This is a genomic window from Pseudarthrobacter xylosi, from assembly GCF_055412765.1.
In genome coordinates this window covers 481503-499111 of record NZ_JBVAYT010000001.1, presented here as the reverse complement: position 1 = coordinate 499111, position 17609 = coordinate 481503, and the positions used below count along the sequence as shown (strand labels likewise).

The 17609-nt window shown below is 66.5% G+C and carries 14 protein-coding genes and 1 pseudogene; 10 read left to right on the top strand and 5 right to left on the bottom strand.

Annotation, left to right across the window (positions count from 1 at the left end; translation table 11 throughout):
• The first annotated feature begins 220 nt into the window (after window positions 1-220).
• Window positions 221-418, top strand: a complete 198-nt coding sequence (locus ACZY1F_RS02360; RefSeq protein ID WP_463940054.1) for a hypothetical protein — start codon at window positions 221-223, stop codon at window positions 416-418.
• 112 nt (window positions 419-530) lie between these two features.
• On the opposite strand, the gene ligD is transcribed toward ACZY1F_RS02360, so the two are convergent.
• Window positions 531-1775, bottom strand: a complete 1245-nt coding sequence (gene ligD, locus ACZY1F_RS02355) for a non-homologous end-joining DNA ligase (RefSeq protein WP_463940053.1) — start codon at window positions 1773-1775, stop codon at window positions 531-533.
• 131 nt (window positions 1776-1906) lie between these two features.
• Window positions 1907-3289 carry an 8-oxoguanine deaminase gene (locus tag ACZY1F_RS02350; RefSeq protein WP_463940052.1) on the bottom strand — a complete coding sequence of 461 codons (1383 nt, stop codon included), beginning with the start codon at window positions 3287-3289 and terminating at the stop codon, window positions 1907-1909.
• 388 nt (window positions 3290-3677) lie between these two features.
• On the opposite strand from ACZY1F_RS02350, the gene ACZY1F_RS02345 reads away from it, so the two are divergent.
• From ACZY1F_RS02345 to ACZY1F_RS02305, 9 genes are all read left to right on the top strand, one after another.
• Window positions 3678-4172, top strand: a complete 495-nt coding sequence (locus ACZY1F_RS02345; RefSeq protein WP_463940051.1) for a nucleoside deaminase — start codon at window positions 3678-3680, stop codon at window positions 4170-4172.
• 14 nt (window positions 4173-4186) lie between these two features.
• Window positions 4187-5713, top strand: a complete 1527-nt coding sequence (locus ACZY1F_RS02340) for an NCS2 family permease (protein ID WP_463940387.1) — start codon at window positions 4187-4189, stop codon at window positions 5711-5713.
• Window positions 5714-6010: 297 nt separating this feature from the next.
• Window positions 6011-7294: an XdhC family protein gene (locus ACZY1F_RS02335; protein ID WP_463940050.1), complete on the top strand. Its 1284-nt coding sequence runs from the start codon at window positions 6011-6013 to the stop codon at window positions 7292-7294.
• Entirely contained in the window at window positions 7285-8229 is a 945-nt protein-coding gene (locus ACZY1F_RS02330; protein ID WP_463940049.1) for an FAD binding domain-containing protein, read from the top strand. Before ACZY1F_RS02335 ends, ACZY1F_RS02330 begins: the two co-directional genes overlap by 10 nt.
• Window positions 8230-8231: 2 nt before the next feature.
• Entirely contained in the window at window positions 8232-11081 is a 2850-nt protein-coding gene (locus ACZY1F_RS02325) for a molybdopterin-dependent oxidoreductase (protein WP_463940048.1), read from the top strand.
• Window positions 11082-11343: 262 nt separating this feature from the next.
• The gene (locus tag ACZY1F_RS02320) at window positions 11344-12918 is read left to right on the top strand and encodes an NCS1 family nucleobase:cation symporter-1 (protein WP_463940047.1); all 1575 of its coding nucleotides are present in this window, start codon (window positions 11344-11346) and stop codon (window positions 12916-12918) included.
• A gap of 73 nt (window positions 12919-12991) precedes the next feature.
• A complete protein-coding gene (locus tag ACZY1F_RS02315; RefSeq protein ID WP_463940046.1) occupies window positions 12992-13735 on the top strand; it encodes an aspartate/glutamate racemase family protein in 744 nt (247 codons plus the stop codon).
• Window positions 13736-13778: 43 nt separating this feature from the next.
• The gene (locus ACZY1F_RS02310; protein ID WP_463940045.1) at window positions 13779-14558 is read left to right on the top strand and encodes an SDR family oxidoreductase; all 780 of its coding nucleotides are present in this window, start codon (window positions 13779-13781) and stop codon (window positions 14556-14558) included.
• A gap of 220 nt (window positions 14559-14778) precedes the next feature.
• Window positions 14779-16287 carry a cation:dicarboxylate symporter family transporter gene (locus tag ACZY1F_RS02305; protein ID WP_463940044.1) on the top strand — a complete coding sequence of 503 codons (1509 nt, stop codon included), beginning with the start codon at window positions 14779-14781 and terminating at the stop codon, window positions 16285-16287.
• Between the two features lie 86 nt (window positions 16288-16373).
• Here ACZY1F_RS02305 and ACZY1F_RS02300 read toward each other — a convergent pair whose 3' ends face one another.
• The 3 genes and pseudogenes from ACZY1F_RS02300 to nboR all read right to left on the bottom strand — a co-directional run bounded on the left by ACZY1F_RS02300 (window position 16374) and on the right by nboR (window position 17543).
• Window positions 16374-16496: a hypothetical protein gene (locus tag ACZY1F_RS02300; RefSeq protein ID WP_463940043.1), complete on the bottom strand. Its 123-nt coding sequence runs from the start codon at window positions 16494-16496 to the stop codon at window positions 16374-16376.
• Between the two features lie 58 nt (window positions 16497-16554).
• Window positions 16555-16872 (bottom strand): annotated as a pseudogene (locus ACZY1F_RS02295) (aldo/keto reductase); the annotation flags it as partial.
• A 62-nt stretch (window positions 16873-16934) separates the two neighbouring features.
• Window positions 16935-17543: a nicotine blue oxidoreductase gene (nboR, locus tag ACZY1F_RS02290; RefSeq protein ID WP_463940042.1), complete on the bottom strand. Its 609-nt coding sequence runs from the start codon at window positions 17541-17543 to the stop codon at window positions 16935-16937.
• Window positions 17544-17609 lie beyond the last annotated feature (66 nt).

The window sequence follows — 17609 nt, the reverse complement described above, 5'->3', positions numbered from 1 at the left end:
CTGCTCCCAGGTTACGTGACTTGCGCCACGAGTTGGGTATCAGAATAGCCCAGCTTTTGGGTGGTGTACATCACAATCTGAAAAATCAGTTTGTGACCGAGGGTCATCCGGACCATTGACGTACCGAAGCCCGGCAATCTAGCATATTTCATATAGCAAAAGTTCTTTTCCACTTTGCGGAATAATAGAACCAGTATCAACCACCTCGGAGGAGGATCAGATGTATCAGCAGGACACAACGCCGGTCGCACCGGAACGGACGGCGGCACCCGCCGTCCAGGAGTTCTACCTTCCCCTCGGAGGCGGAACGGATCCGGACTTCTATCTGCCCGCGGACCGGGAGCATATTCCGGGCCGCTTCTCGCGCTGGGTCCAGGGCCTGCCGGGCTTCGGCCGCCAGCGTTCCCCACGGGGCTGACCGACACTCATCTTCGCTGAGGACGCCCAAGCGGCCTGGGGACACTCGAATTCGGAATTCGGGTGTCCCCAGGCCGTTTCCGTGTCCCCAGGCCGGCAGGCAGGGGCGGGCGCTACGATCCAGGGCGCTCCGGCCACTGCTTGCCTGCCCAGGGGTCGTAGTCGGCGATGAGTTCCTCCTGCGGCGGGCGCTCCGCCTCGGGGACGTGCTGCAGGTTCACCCGCACCCGGTACCAGAGCGAGCTTGATCCGCGCATGCCGTCGACGAGCACATCGGCCGGATGCAGGGCCGGGACGACGTCGGCATGCCGGGTCTTCCACTCGTCGAGGGCAGCGACCGCCTCGGCTTTGGACTTGGTCCGGGCCACCTCGAGGAGCGGCATCACGGACAACCGGCGGCCGGAGCCGTCGCCGCTGCGGGGGGCTTTCTCGGCGGGGCCGAGCTTGGCTGCCAGTGCGAGGAGTCCATCGAGTGAACCGACAGCGTCGTCGATCCCGGCGTGCGGGTCACCCATGCCGGCGAAGCGCTCAGGCACCGTGCGCACGGTGAACTGTTCCGGCCGGATGGAGTGGACCTCGTCCCAGGTGAGCGGTGTCGAGACCCGGGCGTCGGGCAGGGGCCGGATCGAGTACGCGGATGCCACGGTGCGGTCCTTGGCGTTCTGGTTGAAATCGACAAAGACGCTCTCGCCGCGCTCTTCCTTCCACCAGCGCGCGGTGGCGAGGCCGGGAGCGCGGTTTTCGACCTCGCGGGCGAGGGTCTCGGCGGCGAGCCGAACGTCGCGGTACTGCCACTGCGGCGCGATCCGCACCAGGATGTGGAGTCCGCGCGATCCGCTCGTTTTCGGCCACCCCACGAGTCCGACGTCGTCGAGCACCTCCCGTGCGACAAACGCCACGTCCACGATCTGGGACCAGCTGACTCCCGGCATCGGATCGAGGTCCACCCGGACTTCGTCGGGGTGCTCAAGGTCCTCGGCACGCACGGGATGCGGGTTGAGGTCCAGGCAGCCAAGATTCACCACCCACGCCAGGCCCGCGGCATCCCTTATGACGGCCTCCTCGGCCGACGTCCCCGACGCGTAGTGCAGCGTTGTGGTGTCGATGAAATCGGGGTGGTTTTCGGGCACGCGCTTCTGGAAAAACGGCTCAGCGTCGATGCCCTTCGGGAAGCGCTTGAGCACCATGGGCCGGCCACCCGCACCGCGCAGCGCACCATCCGCCACGGCGAGGTAATAGCGCACCAGGTCGAGCTTCGTCAGCCCAGGCTCGGGGAACACCACCTTGTCCGGGCTCGAGATGCGCACCTCGGTGCCACCAATGTTGAGGATCTCGGCCGGGGTCTTCGACGGGCTCATGCCGCCACGCTAGCAACGATCGGAGGTGGCAGCCAGAGCTCGTGCATCGGCCCCGTTCTGACGGTTCCCTGCACGCTCGACGCCGCTGGACGTCGTGTGCGCAGGGAACCGTCGAAGCGGCCAGCGAAGAGCTAGCCCGCCACAAGCTTCCGCGCCGCGGCCGAGTGTTCTGCGATGAGCCCGGCTATGTCCAGGCCCGGAATCTGCCCGTCAACCACCCGCCATGTCCCGCCCACCATGACGCGGTCCGCGCGGTCCGCACCGCACAGCAACAACGCGGCAACAGGATCGTGGCTGCCGGAGAACCGCAGGTCGTCGAGGCGGAAGAGTGCCACGTCGGCCTGCATCCCCGGCGCCAGCTGGCCGATATCGGAGCGCCCCAGGACCGCGGCGGATCCACGCGTCGCCCAGCCAAGGGCCCGCTCCACGGGAACGGAGGCCCCGTAGCGCAGCCGCTGCAGGTACAGCGCCTGCCGGGCCTCGAGCATCATGTTGGAGGCATCGTTCGACGCCGACCCGTCCACGCCCAGCCCCACCGGCACCCCGGCGGCCTCAAGTTCCAGCACGCGGGCGGTGCCCGACGCGAGCCGCATGTTCGACGTCGGGCAGTGGGCGACGGCGGTGCCAGCGGCTCCCAGCCGGGCGATCTCGTCGTCGTTGAAGTGGATGCCATGGCCCAGCCACGTGCGGTTGCCCAGCCAGCCGACGCTTTCCAGGTAGTCCACGGTCCGCAAGCCGAACATCGAGTGGCAGAAGTCCTCTTCGTCAATGGTTTCGGCAAGGTGCGTGTGGAGCCGGACGTCGAGCCGCTCCGCCATCAATGCGCTCTCCGCCATGATTTCCTTCGTCACCGAGAACGGCGAACACGGGGCCAGCGCAATCTGGATGACGGCGCCGTCGCCGCGCTCGTGGTACTGCGAGATGAGGCGTTCGCTGTCCGCCAGAATGATCTCCGGCCGCTGCACCGTGGACTGCGGCGGCAGGCCGCCGTCGTCCGTTCCCAGCGTCATGGAGCCGCGTGTGAGGGTGGCCCGCATGCCCAGTTCGCGTACGACGCCGACCTCCACGTCGATCGCGTCCTCCAGTCCCGCGGGGAAGAGGTAGTGGTGGTCGGCGGCCGTGGTGCAGCCGGAGAGCAGCAGCTCTGCCAGGGCCACTTTCACCGCGAGTTCCAGGCTGGCCGGAGTCAGGCGCGCCCAGACCGGATAGAGGTTCTGCAGCCAGGGGAACAGAGGGGCGTTGGCCACCGGACCCCAGGCGCGGGTGAGGGTCTGGTAGAAGTGGTGGTGCGTGTTGATCAGGCCGGGCAGCAGCACGTGGCTGCCGGCGTCGAAGGTCTCATCGCAGGGTGCGGATGGCTGCCCGCCGGCCGGAACCAGCTCGGCGATGATGCCGCCGCTGACCACAATGCCGCCACCGGCGTCGAGCCCGTTTGCGGTGAAAGCGGCGAGCGGGTTCCTGATCCAGAGCCTGGACGGGGACGGGGACGGGGACGGGGTGTGTGGGTGGGCCATGGATGGCTCCTTGTCTGGTCGGCGTGAGTGCGTTCCAGCTCAGTTAGGCCCTGTCTGCTGATCCAGGTGGCGCCAGCCTAGGGTGCTGCCGCGACGGAAGTCAATGCAACGCGGGGTCACATACGGCCCATTGCACGCCTTCGGATGGGCCGTATGTGACCCCGCGTTGCTGCAGAATTTCACATCACGAAATTAAGTTTTCAAAAACTATGGCGCTGCTCACACATCCGGTGCTAATCTCGATCTTGCCAAAGGCGGGCACCCGGACTCCGGGAAGCTATCTACCAGGCGAACCTTCAAAAGCACATGCTGAAGCCTGGTAGCCATCTCACTGGCGCGTCCCCGTCTCAGGGTTACTGGGCTTCCTTGCCACTAAGGAAGTCGCACAATGAGTACCACCGTCACGGCCGAACATTTCCTGGCCACCTCCATAAAACTGGCAACAGCCAACGTCCTGAACAGCGGCGGGCCGTTCGGCGCCGTCATTGTCACCGCGGACGGACAGTCCTTCGAAGGCGTCAACCGGGTCACCGCCACGAACGACCCCACCGCCCACGCCGAGGTCACCGCCATCCGCAATGCCTGCCGCGAACTCGGCACCTTCGATCTCAGCGGAGCCACCCTCTACACCAGCTGCGAACCCTGCCCCATGTGCCTGGCCTCGGCCCTGTGGGCGCGGATCGGCAACGTGGTCTTCGCCGCAGACCGGCACGACGCCGCCTCCGTGGGCTTCGACGACGCCGTCTTCTACGAGTACTTCGAGAACGAGGACCGGGATGCACTGATGCCGGTCGCCAAGCTGGAGCTGGGTGACCCCCTGGCCCCGGCCATCCTGGAACCGTTCAACACCTGGAACACGCTCGATTCCAGGATCGACTACTAGGGCCGGTGGCTGACATGACAATCCTGGACCCCGCAGAAATGCGATCGGCAGCTGAAGAGCAGGCTGCGCCCGCAGGCGCAGGGCACACAGCGGCACCCCGCCCCCCGGCGTCGAAATCCTTCCTGGACAGTTTCTTCCAGATCTCCAAGCGTGGCTCCACGCTGGCCCGCGAATTCCGTGGCGGCATCGTCACGTTCTTCACGATGGCCTACATCGTGATCCTCAACCCCCTGATCCTGGGCGGCTTCTCGGCCGAGAACGCCCCCACGGACGTCGCCGGCGGCTGGCTCTCGGCAGCGCAGGTGGGAGCCGTTACCGGCCTTACCGCTGGCGTCATGACCATCGTTTTCGGCCTCGTCGCAAACCTCCCCTTCGGCCTCGCAGCCGGCCTGGGCATCAACTCGTTCCTGGCCGTAGCCGTCATCCAGGAGGTCACCTGGCCCGAAGCCATGGGCCTGGTGGTCATCAACGGCATCCTGATTGTCCTCTTCGGCGCCACAGGTGCCCGGACGGCGATCTTCAGGGCAGTCCCCAAGGAACTCAAGGCCGCCATCACCGTCGGCATCGGCTTGTTCATCGCCTTCATCGGCTTTGTGGATTCCGGCTTCGTCCGCCCCACCAAAGGCGGCCCGCCGGTCCAGCTCGGCAATGACGGCTCCATCACCTCCATCCCCACGCTCGTCTTCATCGTCGGTCTGCTGGTTATGGGCATCCTCGTTGCCCGCAAGATCCAAGGCGGCCTCCTGATCGGAATCGTCGCCACCACTGCCCTCGCCGCCGTCGTCGAGGCCACGTTGCATATCGGCCCCGGCAGCGCCGACAACCCCGGCGGCTGGCACCTCAATACCCCGGTGCTGTCCGGCCAGCTGGTGTCCGCCCCGGACTTCAGCCTGGTGGGCCAGTTCGATCTCTTCGGCTCCTTCTCAAGGATCGGCGGCCTCGCGGCCACCATGCTGGTCTTCACCCTGGTGTTCACGAACTTCTTCGACGCCATGGGCACCATGACCGGGCTCGCCAAGAGCGCCGGCGTGGCGCACAAGGACGGCACGTTCCCCAGGCTGAAGTCCGCCTTCATCGTCGAAGGCATGGGCGCAGTGGTGGGCGGCGGAACATCCGGCTCCTCCAACACCGTCTACATCGATTCCGCTGCAGGCATTGGCGAGGGCGCCCGCACCGGCCTGGCCTCGGTGGTCACCGGCGTGCTGTTCCTGGGCTCGATGTTCTTCACGCCGCTGACCTCGGTGGTGCCGCTCGAGGTGGCAGCAGCCGCCCTGGTGGTGGTGGGCGCCATGATGATGGCACAGATCCGCGAGATCAAGTTCAGCAAGTTCTCGATAGCACTGCCGGCCTTCCTGACCATCATCACCATGCCGCTGACCTACTCGATCGCCAACGGCATCGGCGTCGGATTCATCTCCTTCGCTGTCATCAGCGCAGCATCGGGAAGGGCAAAGAAGGTGCATCCGCTGATGTGGGTGGTCACCGCGGGCTTCATCATCTACTTCGCCCGCGGGCCGATCAACGCCCTGCTGGGAGCGTAGGGCGCCGGCGTAACCGCCCCTTCGGGCGCCTCAAGCGGCGGTCCATCCGCACCCACCGCATCGGGTGGTCGTCCCGCCGCCGTGGCTCGCAGCACCGGAGCCACGACGGCGGGCGGCGGTGGAGTGTAGTTGTTCCGGCACGGACCGGGGCGGGATTAGAGGCCCTGCCCCGGTCCCCGCAAACAACTACCCTGACTTTCCCTCTACACCAGCAAGGAATGAGATTATGAGGCAAGACCGCGCTCTGTTCCGGACAGGCTTCCCGTCCGGAACCCCAGTGGTAAAGGACGTGTTGCCATGTTGGACCTAATCCCCTCACTGGGAAGGTGGCAGCCCGCGGTCTCCGGCCAGCGCTGCGCCGTCGCCACCATCGTGTCCGCCGGCGGCTCCGTGCCCCGGCCGCTCGGTACCTCCATGCTGGTTTCCGAACACGGCGACGTCCTGGGCAGTCTCTCCGGCGGATGCGTGGAGGGCGCCGTGGTGGAAGCTGCGCTCGCGTCAATGCGCGACGGCGGCAGCCGCCTTGAGTCGTTCGGCTACAGTGCCGAGGACGCGTTCGCCGTGGGGCTGAGCTGTGGAGGGGAGCTGGAAGTCCACATCCAGCCGCTCGGATTCTCGCCGGAGGCGATGGACTACGCCATGCTGAACAGCATGGCGGGCCAGCAGCCCACCGCTGCCCTAGCACTGATCCGCAGGCTGGACGCCGGCGGGGGAGCCGTCGTCGTACAGGATCCTGTGCGCTTCCGCGCCATGGAGTCCCCGGACCTTGCCCGCCTGGTGGGTGACCACCCCGCCACGGTTTACGCGGCAGCCGCCCAGCTCGAACCACTGCTCCAAGGCGGACGCAGCGGGCTGGTCCGCTTGGCACCACCCGATGGCTGCTCCGACAGCCCGGGCCAGACACACCCCGAGCCCATCACGCTGTTTGTGGAAAGCCGGCTGCCGGCCGCCCGGATGCTGATCTTCGGGGCCAACGACTTCGGCGCCGCACTCGTTCCGGCCGGGAAACTGCTGGGCTATAACGTCACCGTGTGCGATGCCCGGCCGGCTTTTTCCAGCCAGGGCCGCTTCCTCGCCGCCGACCACGTGGTCACGGACTGGCCGCACCGCTACCTTGCCGCAGAAGCAGCCGCAGGACGCGTGGACGGCCGGAGCGTGGTGTGCGTACTGACCCACGACCCCAAGTTCGACATCCCGCTGCTGGAAACCGCGCTCGGCCTGGGCGTCGCCTATGTGGGCGCCATGGGGTCGCGGCGGAGCCACCGCCAGCGCATCGATGCGCTGCTCGCGGACGGCACGCCGGCCGAAGCATTGGAGCGGCTCCATTCGCCCATCGGCCTGGACCTGGGCGCGGTCACCCCGGCTGAAGTGGCTGTTTCCATCACCGCCGAGATCATCGCTTCCCGTGGCCGGGTCGGACCAGGCAGCACCACGGTGGCGACGGTCAAGGCGACCTCCCTCAAGGACGGCAGCGGCCCCATCCACCACCCAGACGCCCGCACACACGATCCCCGCACGCACGAACCCCGCACATACGATCCCCGCACGCACGAACCCCGCCAGGAGGACCCATGGACATGAACACCATCGAGGCCGTCGTCCCAACGACCGACCCCGCCGACTGGCGCGACGGCGACGCCTGGCTCGCCGGCGGCACGGTGCTGTTCTCCTACGGCAGCACTGTCCTGAAGCGGCTGCTGGATTTGGGTGAAGCCGGCTGGCCTGCGGTGACCGTGAGCGACGCCGGGATTGAACTGGCCGCCACGTGCACCATCGCGGACGTTTATGCCCTGCCGGATTCCGCCGCAGTAGCCGGCCGGAACTGGCCGGGACTGGCCTTGTTCCGGCCGTGCTGCGACTCCTTCGTGGCTTCCTTCAAGATCTGGAACATGTCCACCGTGGGCGGCAACCTGTGCACCTCGCTGCCGGCTGGGCCCATGATCTCGCTCTGCGCCGGCCTGGACGCCACCGCCACCATCCTCGGTCCCGGCGGCAGCAGCCGGACGGTCCCGGTAGCCACGTTCATCACCGGCGACGGGCAAAACAGCCTGGCACCCGGGGAACTCCTGCGCAGCATCCAGCTGCCGGCGTCGGCCTTGTCAGCCAAAGTGGCCTTCCGGCGGCTCTCGCTGAGCAACCTCGGCCGTTCCGGGGTGTTGCTGATCGGGCGGCGGGACGCCGACGGCGGCCTGGTCATCACCGTTACTGCGGCCACCAAACGTCCCGTGCAGCTGCGGTTCGCCGCCGCCACGATGGCCGGCCCGGCGGCCCTGGCGGCCGCCGTCGGGAAAGCTATCCCGGCGGAGCTGTACCACGATGACATCCATGGGCTGCCCGAATGGCGCCGGGACATGACCCTCCGGCTCGCGGAGGAAATCCGTGCGGAACTGCTGGAAGAACGGCTCACCGTGTCGGGCGATTTCTGGACCGGACCGTCCGTCCAGCCGCATGCCACGTCGCCGCAGCCGAGCGCGCAACCCGAGACACCACAGAACAAACAGCAGAAGGAGGCCTGAGCATGGCAATTGAAATCAACGGCACCGCCACCCCGGCCACACCCCGCCCCGGCCAGTGCCTGCGCACGTTCCTGCGCGAACAGGGCAACTTCGGCGTCAAAAAGGGCTGCGACGGCGGCGACTGCGGTGCCTGCACCGTCCACGTGGACGGCACCCCCGTGCACAGCTGCATTTACCCGGCCGTCCGCGCGGAGGGCAGGTCCGTCACCACCATCGAAGGCCTCGCCCAGGGCGGTGCGCTGCATCCCGTGCAGGAGCAGTTCCTGGCCGAACAGGGATTCCAGTGCGGCTTCTGCACCGCCGGCATGATGATGACAGCAGCCACTTTCGACGACGAACAGAAGGCCAACCTGCCCCGCAGCCTCAAGGGCAACCTCTGCCGCTGCACCGGCTACCGTTCCATCGCGGACGCCGTGTGCGGGACCCACAACACGCACACGCACGACGGCGGCGTGGCGGGTGACGCTGTCCGTCCAGCTTCCGCGGATGGCACCGCCGCGGTCGGCACGTCCGCCGCCCGCACCACAACATCCCGGGCCGGGCAGCTCGGCGACAACGTGCCCGCCCCGGCAGGCGCCGCCGTCGTCACCGGTAGCGCCCGCTACACCCTGGACGTCCCGGCCGACGAGCTCGAGGGCCTGCTGCACCTGAAACTGCTGCGCTCACCCCACGCCCACGCGCGGATCGTGTCCATCGACAGGACGGCCGCGCTCCAGGTACCCGGTGTCGTCGCGGTCTTCACCCACGAGGACGCCCCGGGGCAACATTTCTCCACGGCCCAGCACGAGCTCTACACCGACGATCCCGACGACACCCGCGTCCTCGATGATGTGGTGCGGTTCATCGGCCAGCGGGTTGCCGCCGTCGTGGCCGAATCGGTGGGTGCCGCCGAGGCCGGCGCCCGCGCCCTGCACGTGGAATACGAACTGCAGGACACCGTCTTCAGCCCGCAGGACGCCATGCTTCCCGGTGCACCAGCCCTGCACGGGGACAAGGACGCCGTGAAGGCCAGGATCTCGCGGCCGCGGCAGAACGTAGTGGCCGAGCTGCACTCGGAGCTGGGCAGCGTGGCGGACGGGTTCGCCGCTGCGGATTTCACTCACGAGCACACGTACCGGACCCAGCGCGTGCAGCACGTCGCCCTGGAAACCCACTCCTCCATCGCCTGGCTCGACGCCGAAGACCGCCTCGTGGTCCGCACCTCCAGCCAGGTCCCGTTCCTGGTCCGGCGCACGCTGGGCCGGGTGTTCGACCTGCCGGAGGACCGTATCCGCGTGGTGGCCGGTCGCGTGGGCGGCGGCTTCGGCGGCAAGCAGGAAGTGCTCACCGAGGACCTCGTGGCCCTCGCCGCACTCACCCTGCGCCGGCCGGTGCAGGTGGAGTTCACCCGCACCGAGCAGTTCACCGCCACCACCACGCGGCACCCCTTCACCATCAAGCTCAAGGCAGGCGCCAACAAGGAAGGGTTCCTCACGGCGCTGCAGCTGGACGTGGTCACCAACACCGGTGCGTACGGCAATCACGCGCCGGGCGTCATGTTCCATGGCTGCGGCGAATCGCTGGCCGTGTACAAGTGCGCCAACAAGAAAGTGGACGCGCACGCCGTCTACACCAACACCGTGCCGGCCGGGGCGTTCCGGGGCTACGGGCTGAGCCAGATGATCTTTGCCATCGAGTCGGCCATTGATGAGCTGGCTGTTGGCATCGGCATGGATCCGATGGAATTCCGGCGCCGGAACATGGTGCGCGAGGGCGATGACATGCTCTCCACCAACCCTGAGCCGGAGGAGGACGTCCACTACGGCAGCTACGGCCTGGACCAGTGCATCTCCTTGGTGCGCGACGCCCTGGACCGCGGCAAGCAGCGCTACCGCGATGCCGGGCTCGATGACCTCGGCCCGGAATGGGTCACCGGCGAAGGTTCCGCGCTGTCCATGATCGACACCGTCCCGCCCCGCGGCCACTTCGCCCATACCCGCGTGAGCCTGCTCCCGGACGGCACCTTCGCGGCCGACGTCGGGACCGCCGAATTCGGCAACGGCACCACCACCGTGCACGCGCAGCTGGCCGCGACGGCGCTCGCCACCACGGCAGGCAAAGTGGCTGTGCGGCAGTCCGATACCGACCTGGTGGAGCACGATACCGGTGCGTTCGGCTCGGCCGGGACGGTGGTGGCCGGCAAGGCCACACTCCTGGCGGCCACCGGGCTCGCGTCCCGGATCATCACCGTTGCGGCGGCGCTGACCGGGGTTCCGGAGACCGAATGTGTGCTCGACGACGGCGGCGTGGACTGTGCCGGGCGGCGGATTCCGCTCGCGGACATCCACAACGCCGGGCGGCACCAGGGCGTGCAGCTCGCCGTCGACGGCAACTGGGACGGGACCCCGCGATCGGTGGCATTCAACGTCCACGGCTTCCGCGTGGCCGTCAACACAGGTACGGGAGAACTGCGGATCCTGCAGAGCGTGCAGGCCGCGGACGCCGGTGTGGTGGTTAATCCGCGGCAGTGCCGCGGCCAGATCGAAGGCGGCATCGCGCAGGCGCTGGGCGCTGCGCTGTATGAGGAGGTCCGCGTTGACGACGCCGGCCGGGTCACCACGGACATCCTGCGGCAGTACCACATCCCGTCCTTCGCGGACGTGCCGCGCAGTGAGGTCTACTTCGCTTCGACGAACGACCAGGTTGGCCCGCTCGGTGCAAAGTCCATGAGCGAGAGCCCGTTCAATCCCGTGGCGCCGGCCCTGGCCAACGCCGTCCGGAACGCCACGGGAGTCCGGTTCGCGGAGCTGCCGATCGGCCGGGACAAGATCTACCTGGGCCTGAAGGAAAGCGGGCTGGTTCCCTCCCACTAAGACCAACGCGGGGTCAGATACGGCCCATGTTTTGGGGTTTATTGGGCCGTATCTGACCCCGCGTTGCAGTTGAAGCAACCGTTTATGACCGGTCCCGTTCCGGCGACCCTTGACTGATGCGTGATCCAGGTCATACCGTTATTTCACTACTCGATACCTATTTTCCGCATTGTGGAAATTGCAATGACGCTCCTGCCGGTCGTTTCCGGCATTAATCCCACTGCGGAACACATGGAAGACATCTTCAAGAAGTGAGATCACGATGCAGACAACCCCGTTGACCGGCGTCGATCCGACACCGGAGCCAGCCGTTGACCCTGACCTGGGCAAATCAGCCCACCCTTCCATGGGTGTCGACGCGCTTTGTGATGCAGCCAGCGCCGCCTCCGGCCGGACCATCAGCCCCACCCTGTACAACATCGACCTGGCCCCGACCAAGCGCGAAGGTCGCCGCTGGACCAGCTATAGCATTTTCACGCTCTGGGCCAACGACGTCCACAGCCTTGGAAACTACGCGTTCGCCATCGGACTCTTCGCCCTCGGGCTGGGCGGCTGGCAGATCCTCCTCGCCCTCGGAGTCGGAGCTGTCCTCCTGTTTGCGCTGCTTAGCCTCTCCGGCTTTATGGGCGTCAAGACCGGAGTTCCCTTCCCTGTCATGAGCCGGATCAGCTTCGGCATCAGGGGAGCCCAAATCGCCAGCCTCCTGCGTGGGGCGGTGGCCGTGGCCTGGTTCGGCATCCAGACCTACCTCGCGTCCGTAGTGCTCCGGGTCATGCTCGTAGCCATGGTTCCCTCGCTGAAAGAGCTGGACGCCAACTCCATCCTTGGCCTGTCCACCCTGGGCTGGGCGTCGTTTGTGTTCCTCTGGATTGTCCAGTTGGTGATCGTCAGCTTCGGCATGGAGATGATCCGCAAGTATGAAGCGTTCGCCGGGCCCATCATCCTGGTGACCATGGCAGCCATCGCGGTCTGGATCTTCGTCGAAGCCGGGGGCTCCATCGCCTGGGCCTCGGACAATGCGCTCGAAGGCGCCGAAATGTGGCGCACAATCTTCGCCGGCGGTGCCCTGTGGGTTGCCATTTACGGAACGTTCGTCCTGAACTTCTGCGACTTCACCCGTTCCGCCGTCTCCAAGAAGGCCGTGGTGCGCGGCAACTTCTGGGGCATCCCCATCAACATGCTTCTCTTCGGCGCGATCGTGGTGGTCATGGCCGGTGGACAGTTCAAGATCAACGGCACCGTCATCCAGAGCCCGTCGGACATCGTCCAGACCATCCCGAACACACTTTTCCTTGTCCTGGCCTGCCTTGCGCTGCTGATCCTTACCATCGCCGTGAACCTGATGGCCAACTTTGTGGCCCCGGTGTACGCCCTGACCAACCTCTTCCCGAAGCACCTGAACTTCCGGAAGGCGGCCTGGGTCAGCGGCACCATCGGCCTCATCATCCTGCCGTGGAACCTGTACAACAACCCGCTGGTGATCGTGTACTTCCTGGGCGGACTCGGAGCGCTGCTCGGCCCGTTGTTCGGCGTGGTGATGGCCGATTACTGGCTGCTGCGCCGCGGCAAGGTCAACGTCCTTGAGCTCTACTCCGAGGACCCGGCGGGAACCTATTACTACAAGAAGGGCTTCAACCCCCGGGCCATCATCGCCATGGTGCCCGCTGCCGCCATCGCGCTCCTGATCGCCTTTGTTCCGGCGCTGGAAGCCGCCGCCCCGTTCGCGTGGTTCGTCGCGGCCGGCATCGCCGCCGTGGTCTACTACGTCATCTCGGACCGCTCCCAACGGCTCGAGGACGTCGACGGCGAGTCAATCGCCGTCGCCAGCACCCACTGACCCACGCGCCAGCTGACGTACGACCCACTGACGTTCCTGTTCCGAACTACCTGTCCCGAAAGAGGAAAGCACCATGCGCATCCTTGTGGCCAACGTCAACACCACACAGTCCATGACCGATTCGATCGCGGCCCAGGCACGGCAGGCCGCGCTTCCGGATACGGAGATCGTGGGAATCACTCCCCGCTTCGGCGCGGACTCCTGCGAGGGAAACTTTGAGAGTTACCTCGCGGCCATCGCTGTGATGGACGCCGTGGTCAGCTACCCGGAACCCTTCGACGCCGTCATCCAGGCCGGCTACGGCGAACACGGCCGCGAAGGGCTCCAGGAGCTCCTCGACGTCCCGGTGGTGGACATCACCGAGGCGGCCGCGAGCACCGCGATGTTCCTGGGCCACAAGTACTCCGTGATCACCACCCTGGACCGTGCCGTTCCGCTGATCGAGGACCGGCTGAAGCTGGCCGGCCTCGACGCCCGGTGCGCCTCGGTCCGGGCCAGCGGCATGGCCGTCCTGGAACTGGAGGAGGAGCCGGAACGCGCTGTTGAAGCCATCATCGAACAGGCGCTGCTGGCCGTCCGCGAGGACAAGGCCGAAGTCATTGTCCTCGGCTGCGGCGGCATGGCTGGCCTGGATGAGGAAATCCGCAAGCGTGCGGGCGTCCCCGTGGTGGACGGCGTGGCCGCTGCTGTCACCATTGCCGAATCGCTGGTCCGGCTGCGGCTGAGCACCTCAAAGGTCCGGACCTACGCCACCCCGCGGCCCAAGACGGTCATAGGCTGGCCCATAACGGCGGCGGAAGTTCCCGCCGCACCCTAGCCCGGCGATCCATAGCCCGGCCATCAACACAAGGAGCGACCCCATGACTGCAACCCACCGGCCCGTACAGCCCCATAGGCCGGCGCTGGTCGCCGTCGTGACCGGTGCCGGTTCCGGAATTGGCAGGGCGGTGGCGCGGCTCCTGCTGGCCGACGGGTACCGCGTGGTGCTGGCCGGCCGCCGTGAGGCTCCGCTGCTGGAGTCCGCGGCCGGCCACCGCCAGGCGCTGACGGTGCCCTGCGACGTAACAGTGCCCGACGACGTCGAGCGTCTTTTCGCTGCGGCACTCGGGAGGTGGGGGAGGGTTGACCTCCTGTTCAACAATGCCGGCGTGTTCGGCCCGGCCGCGTCGGTGGATGAAATCAGCGTGGCCGACTGGGACGCGGTGCTGGCGGTGAACCTCACGGGCTCGATGCTGTGCGCCGCCGCAGCCGTCCGGGCCATGAAATCCCAGGACCCGCAGGGCGGCCGGATCATCAACAACGGATCCATTTCAGCGCATTCGCCGCGGCCGCGGACGGTGGCCTATACGGTCACCAAGCACGCAATGACGGGCCTGACCAAGAGCATAGAGCTGGACGGAAGGGGCTTCGGCATCACCTGCGGCCAGATCGACATCGGCAATACGGCCACGGACATCATGTCCACCATCGGCGTGGACTCCGGAGCCCTGCAGGCTGACGGCAGCCGCAGGGTGGAGCCCACGTTCCCGGTGCAGGACGCCGCGCGTGCCGTTCTCCTGATGGCTGGCATGCCGCCGTCGGCCAGTGTGGGCTCCGTAGTGATCACGGCCGCCGGCATGCCGTTCGTCGGCCGCGGCTAACAAAGAACAATCCACACCTTTCCGCTGTGGAAACGGACGTCCGCACCTGTGTTTTCCGTGGCGGGCGTCCGTTTCCGTGGCGGGTTTTGCATGTCCGGAAATTTCCAACTATTTCCGCATTGTGAAAATGCAATTTCCCCTTGCGGAATCTTGTGACCGGGGTTACGTTTAAAACAGACCCCGATCTCCGGGGCTGTTCCCTATTGATAGGTACAGATCAATGAAGATCCCAGATTCCGCGGCGCTGAAGGCGAGTTCGGCACCGCAGAAGAAGAAGCCCCTGTATAGGTCGCTCTTCTTCCAAATTCTGATCGCCGTCGTGGCAGGTGTTCTTATTGGACATTTCTGGCCGAACCTTGGCTCGCAGCTGAGGCCGCTCGGTGATGGTTTCATCCAGCTCATCAAAATGATCATCGCGCCGCTGATTTTCCTGGTGATCGTCACCGGCATTTCGGCCGTTGGCGACGTCAAGGCGGTCGGAAGGGTCGGAGTCAAAGCCCTTCTCTACTTCACCGGGGCCACGCTCTTCGCGCTGGTCTTCGGCCTGATCGTAGGCAACATCGTCCAGCCCGGTGCCGGGCTGAACATCGATCCCAGCACTCTTTCCCAGGACGCGCTGAACGCGAAGACCGGCACCACGCCCCCGAAGGACGCGGCTGCCTTCATCCTGGACATCATCCCCACCAGCGTCATCGGTGCGTTCGCGAGCAACAGCCTCCTGCAGGTCCTGTTCTTCTCGGTGTTCTTCGGCGCGGCCATCGTGGTCATCGGACGCGAGCGCTGCATGCCGGTCATCAGCCTTATGGAAACTGTCCTGGAGCTCATTTTCAAGATCATGTCCTGGATCATGAAGGTGGCGCCGATCGGCGCTTTCGGTGCCATGGCGTTCATCATCGGCCAGTACGGACTTGCCACGCTCGGCACGTACGCCAAGCTGATTGCCGCCTGCTACGGCGCTGCTATCGTCTTCATTGCCCTGCTGTTCCTGGTGGCCTGGAGTTTCGCCCGCGTTCCGCTCTGGCAGTTCCTGAAGTACACCCGCGAGGAGTTCCTGCTGGCCCTCGGCACCGCCTCCACCGAGGCTGTGATGCCGCGCATCATGACCAAGCTGACCAACGCCGGCTGCTCACGCGCCACCACCGGACTGGTGGTTCCCACCGGCTACTCGTTCAACCTCGACGGCGCCGCGATCTACCTCTCCATCTCCCTGCTCTTCCTGGCGCAGGCCTTCGGCCACAACCTTGACCTCGGCCAGCAGCTTGCGGCGCTCGGCGTTCTGCTCCTGACCTCCAAGGGCATGGCCGGCGTGCCCGGGTCCTCGTTCCTGGCGCTGTCCGCCACCGCTGCCGCCCTGGGGATCTTCCCGGTTGCCGGCGTGGCCCTGCTGCTCGGTGCCGACCGCCTGATGGACTCCATGCGGGTGGTGGTCAACCTGCTGGGCAACTGCGTCGCCACCTTTGTGGTCTCCAAATGGGAGGGCCAGTTCGACCGCAGCGTTATGGTCCGGGCCTTCCGCGGCGAAATCACCAACCACGATTCCGCCATCATGCTCGGTGTCGAAGACGACTTCGAGGACCAGGAGCTTGAGCGGATCAGTGGCGGCCAGCAGCCGTCGCCCAAATTCCGTGGCGGTCCGAACCCGGAGGCGATTCCCGAGTTCCAGATGAGGCGGCCCACCCACGCCGCTGTCATACCTGACGGGTCGTCTGACTCTGGTGGCGGGAAGTAATTCCACGCCCCGGACCACCGAAGTCCGCGACGCGAGGAACCCCGCCCCTGATAGGGGCGGGGTTCCGTGCGTTGGGGACGAAAATCCTAGCGGCGGCGAGCTGCCGGGAGCAGCTCGTTTGCACCGTAGCTGTTGTCGTGGGGATTCAACGTCCGGCCCGGGGCGACGAGTTCGTCGATGCGGTCCAGGGTCTCAGTGGACAACGTCACGGTGGCCGCCGGCAGCTGGGATTCGAGCTGCTCCATGGTGCGCGGTCCGATGATGGGCGAGGCGCCGTAGCGAGTTCTCGACCGCCTGCATGATCCACTTCCGGGAGCCGCCGCTGCGGTTGGGCCCCTTGCCCATGGGCATGAAGAACTTGGTGGCCAGTACGACGTCGTCGCGCCGCCCTTCGAGTGCCTTGCCGACGATCTCCTCCGATTCGCCGCCCGAGTAGACGTCGGCCGAGTCGATGAAGTTGATGTCCGCGTCCAGGGCGTGGTGGATGATCCGGATCGAATCGTCAACGTCCGTGTTGCCCCAGGCGCCGAACATCATCGTGCCCAGACACAGCGGGCTGACTTCCACTCCGGTGCGCACTGTCATTACTCCGTTCGAGTCGGCCCTCGGGCGTCCGGTAAAGGACGGCGCAGCAAGGACACTTCGGGCTACTCGAGGAGGTGCAGGTGTTCGGGGGTGTCGAGGTCTTCGCCGCCGGAGAGGTCGCTGCAGTCCACGAGGTCTATCAGTTCCGGGTGGCCCTGGAGGAAATGGCGGGCCCCGGCGTCGCCCGTTGCGGTGTCCGCGGCCTCAGCGCGGAGGCTGGAATCCAGAAGCAGCGGATGTCCCCGCCGAAGTCTTCCGTCGGGGCCACGGTAGGCGGCCGCCGTCACCCGGCCAGGCCGGTGGGATGCCAGCAACCTGGCGGCAGTTTCTGCTGTCAGGCCGGGCTGGTCCACCAGCGCGATCAGCACATGGTCCCCCGGTGCTGCTGCGGCAACTCCCGCCCGGAACGAACTTCCCATTCCGCCGGCCCAGTCCGGGTTGTCGATGACCCGGTGCCGGCTCAGATCGGTGGCGGCGCGGACCTTTTCCGCGTCCGCGCCGAGCACAGCCACCACTTCCCGGCAGCCGCCCGCGAGCAGCACGTCTGCCAGCACTTCAACGAGCGTGCGGCCGCGGAACCGGAGCAATGCCTTGGGCCCGAGCCCCAGCCGCGTCCCGGCGCCGGCGGCAAGCAGCACCGCCGTCGTGCGTTGCGTGTCCAGGTCAGCCATCGCCCCAGCCTATCCAGCCACATGACAGATGACGGCAGCGTCCCGGGGGAACACTGCCGTCATCTG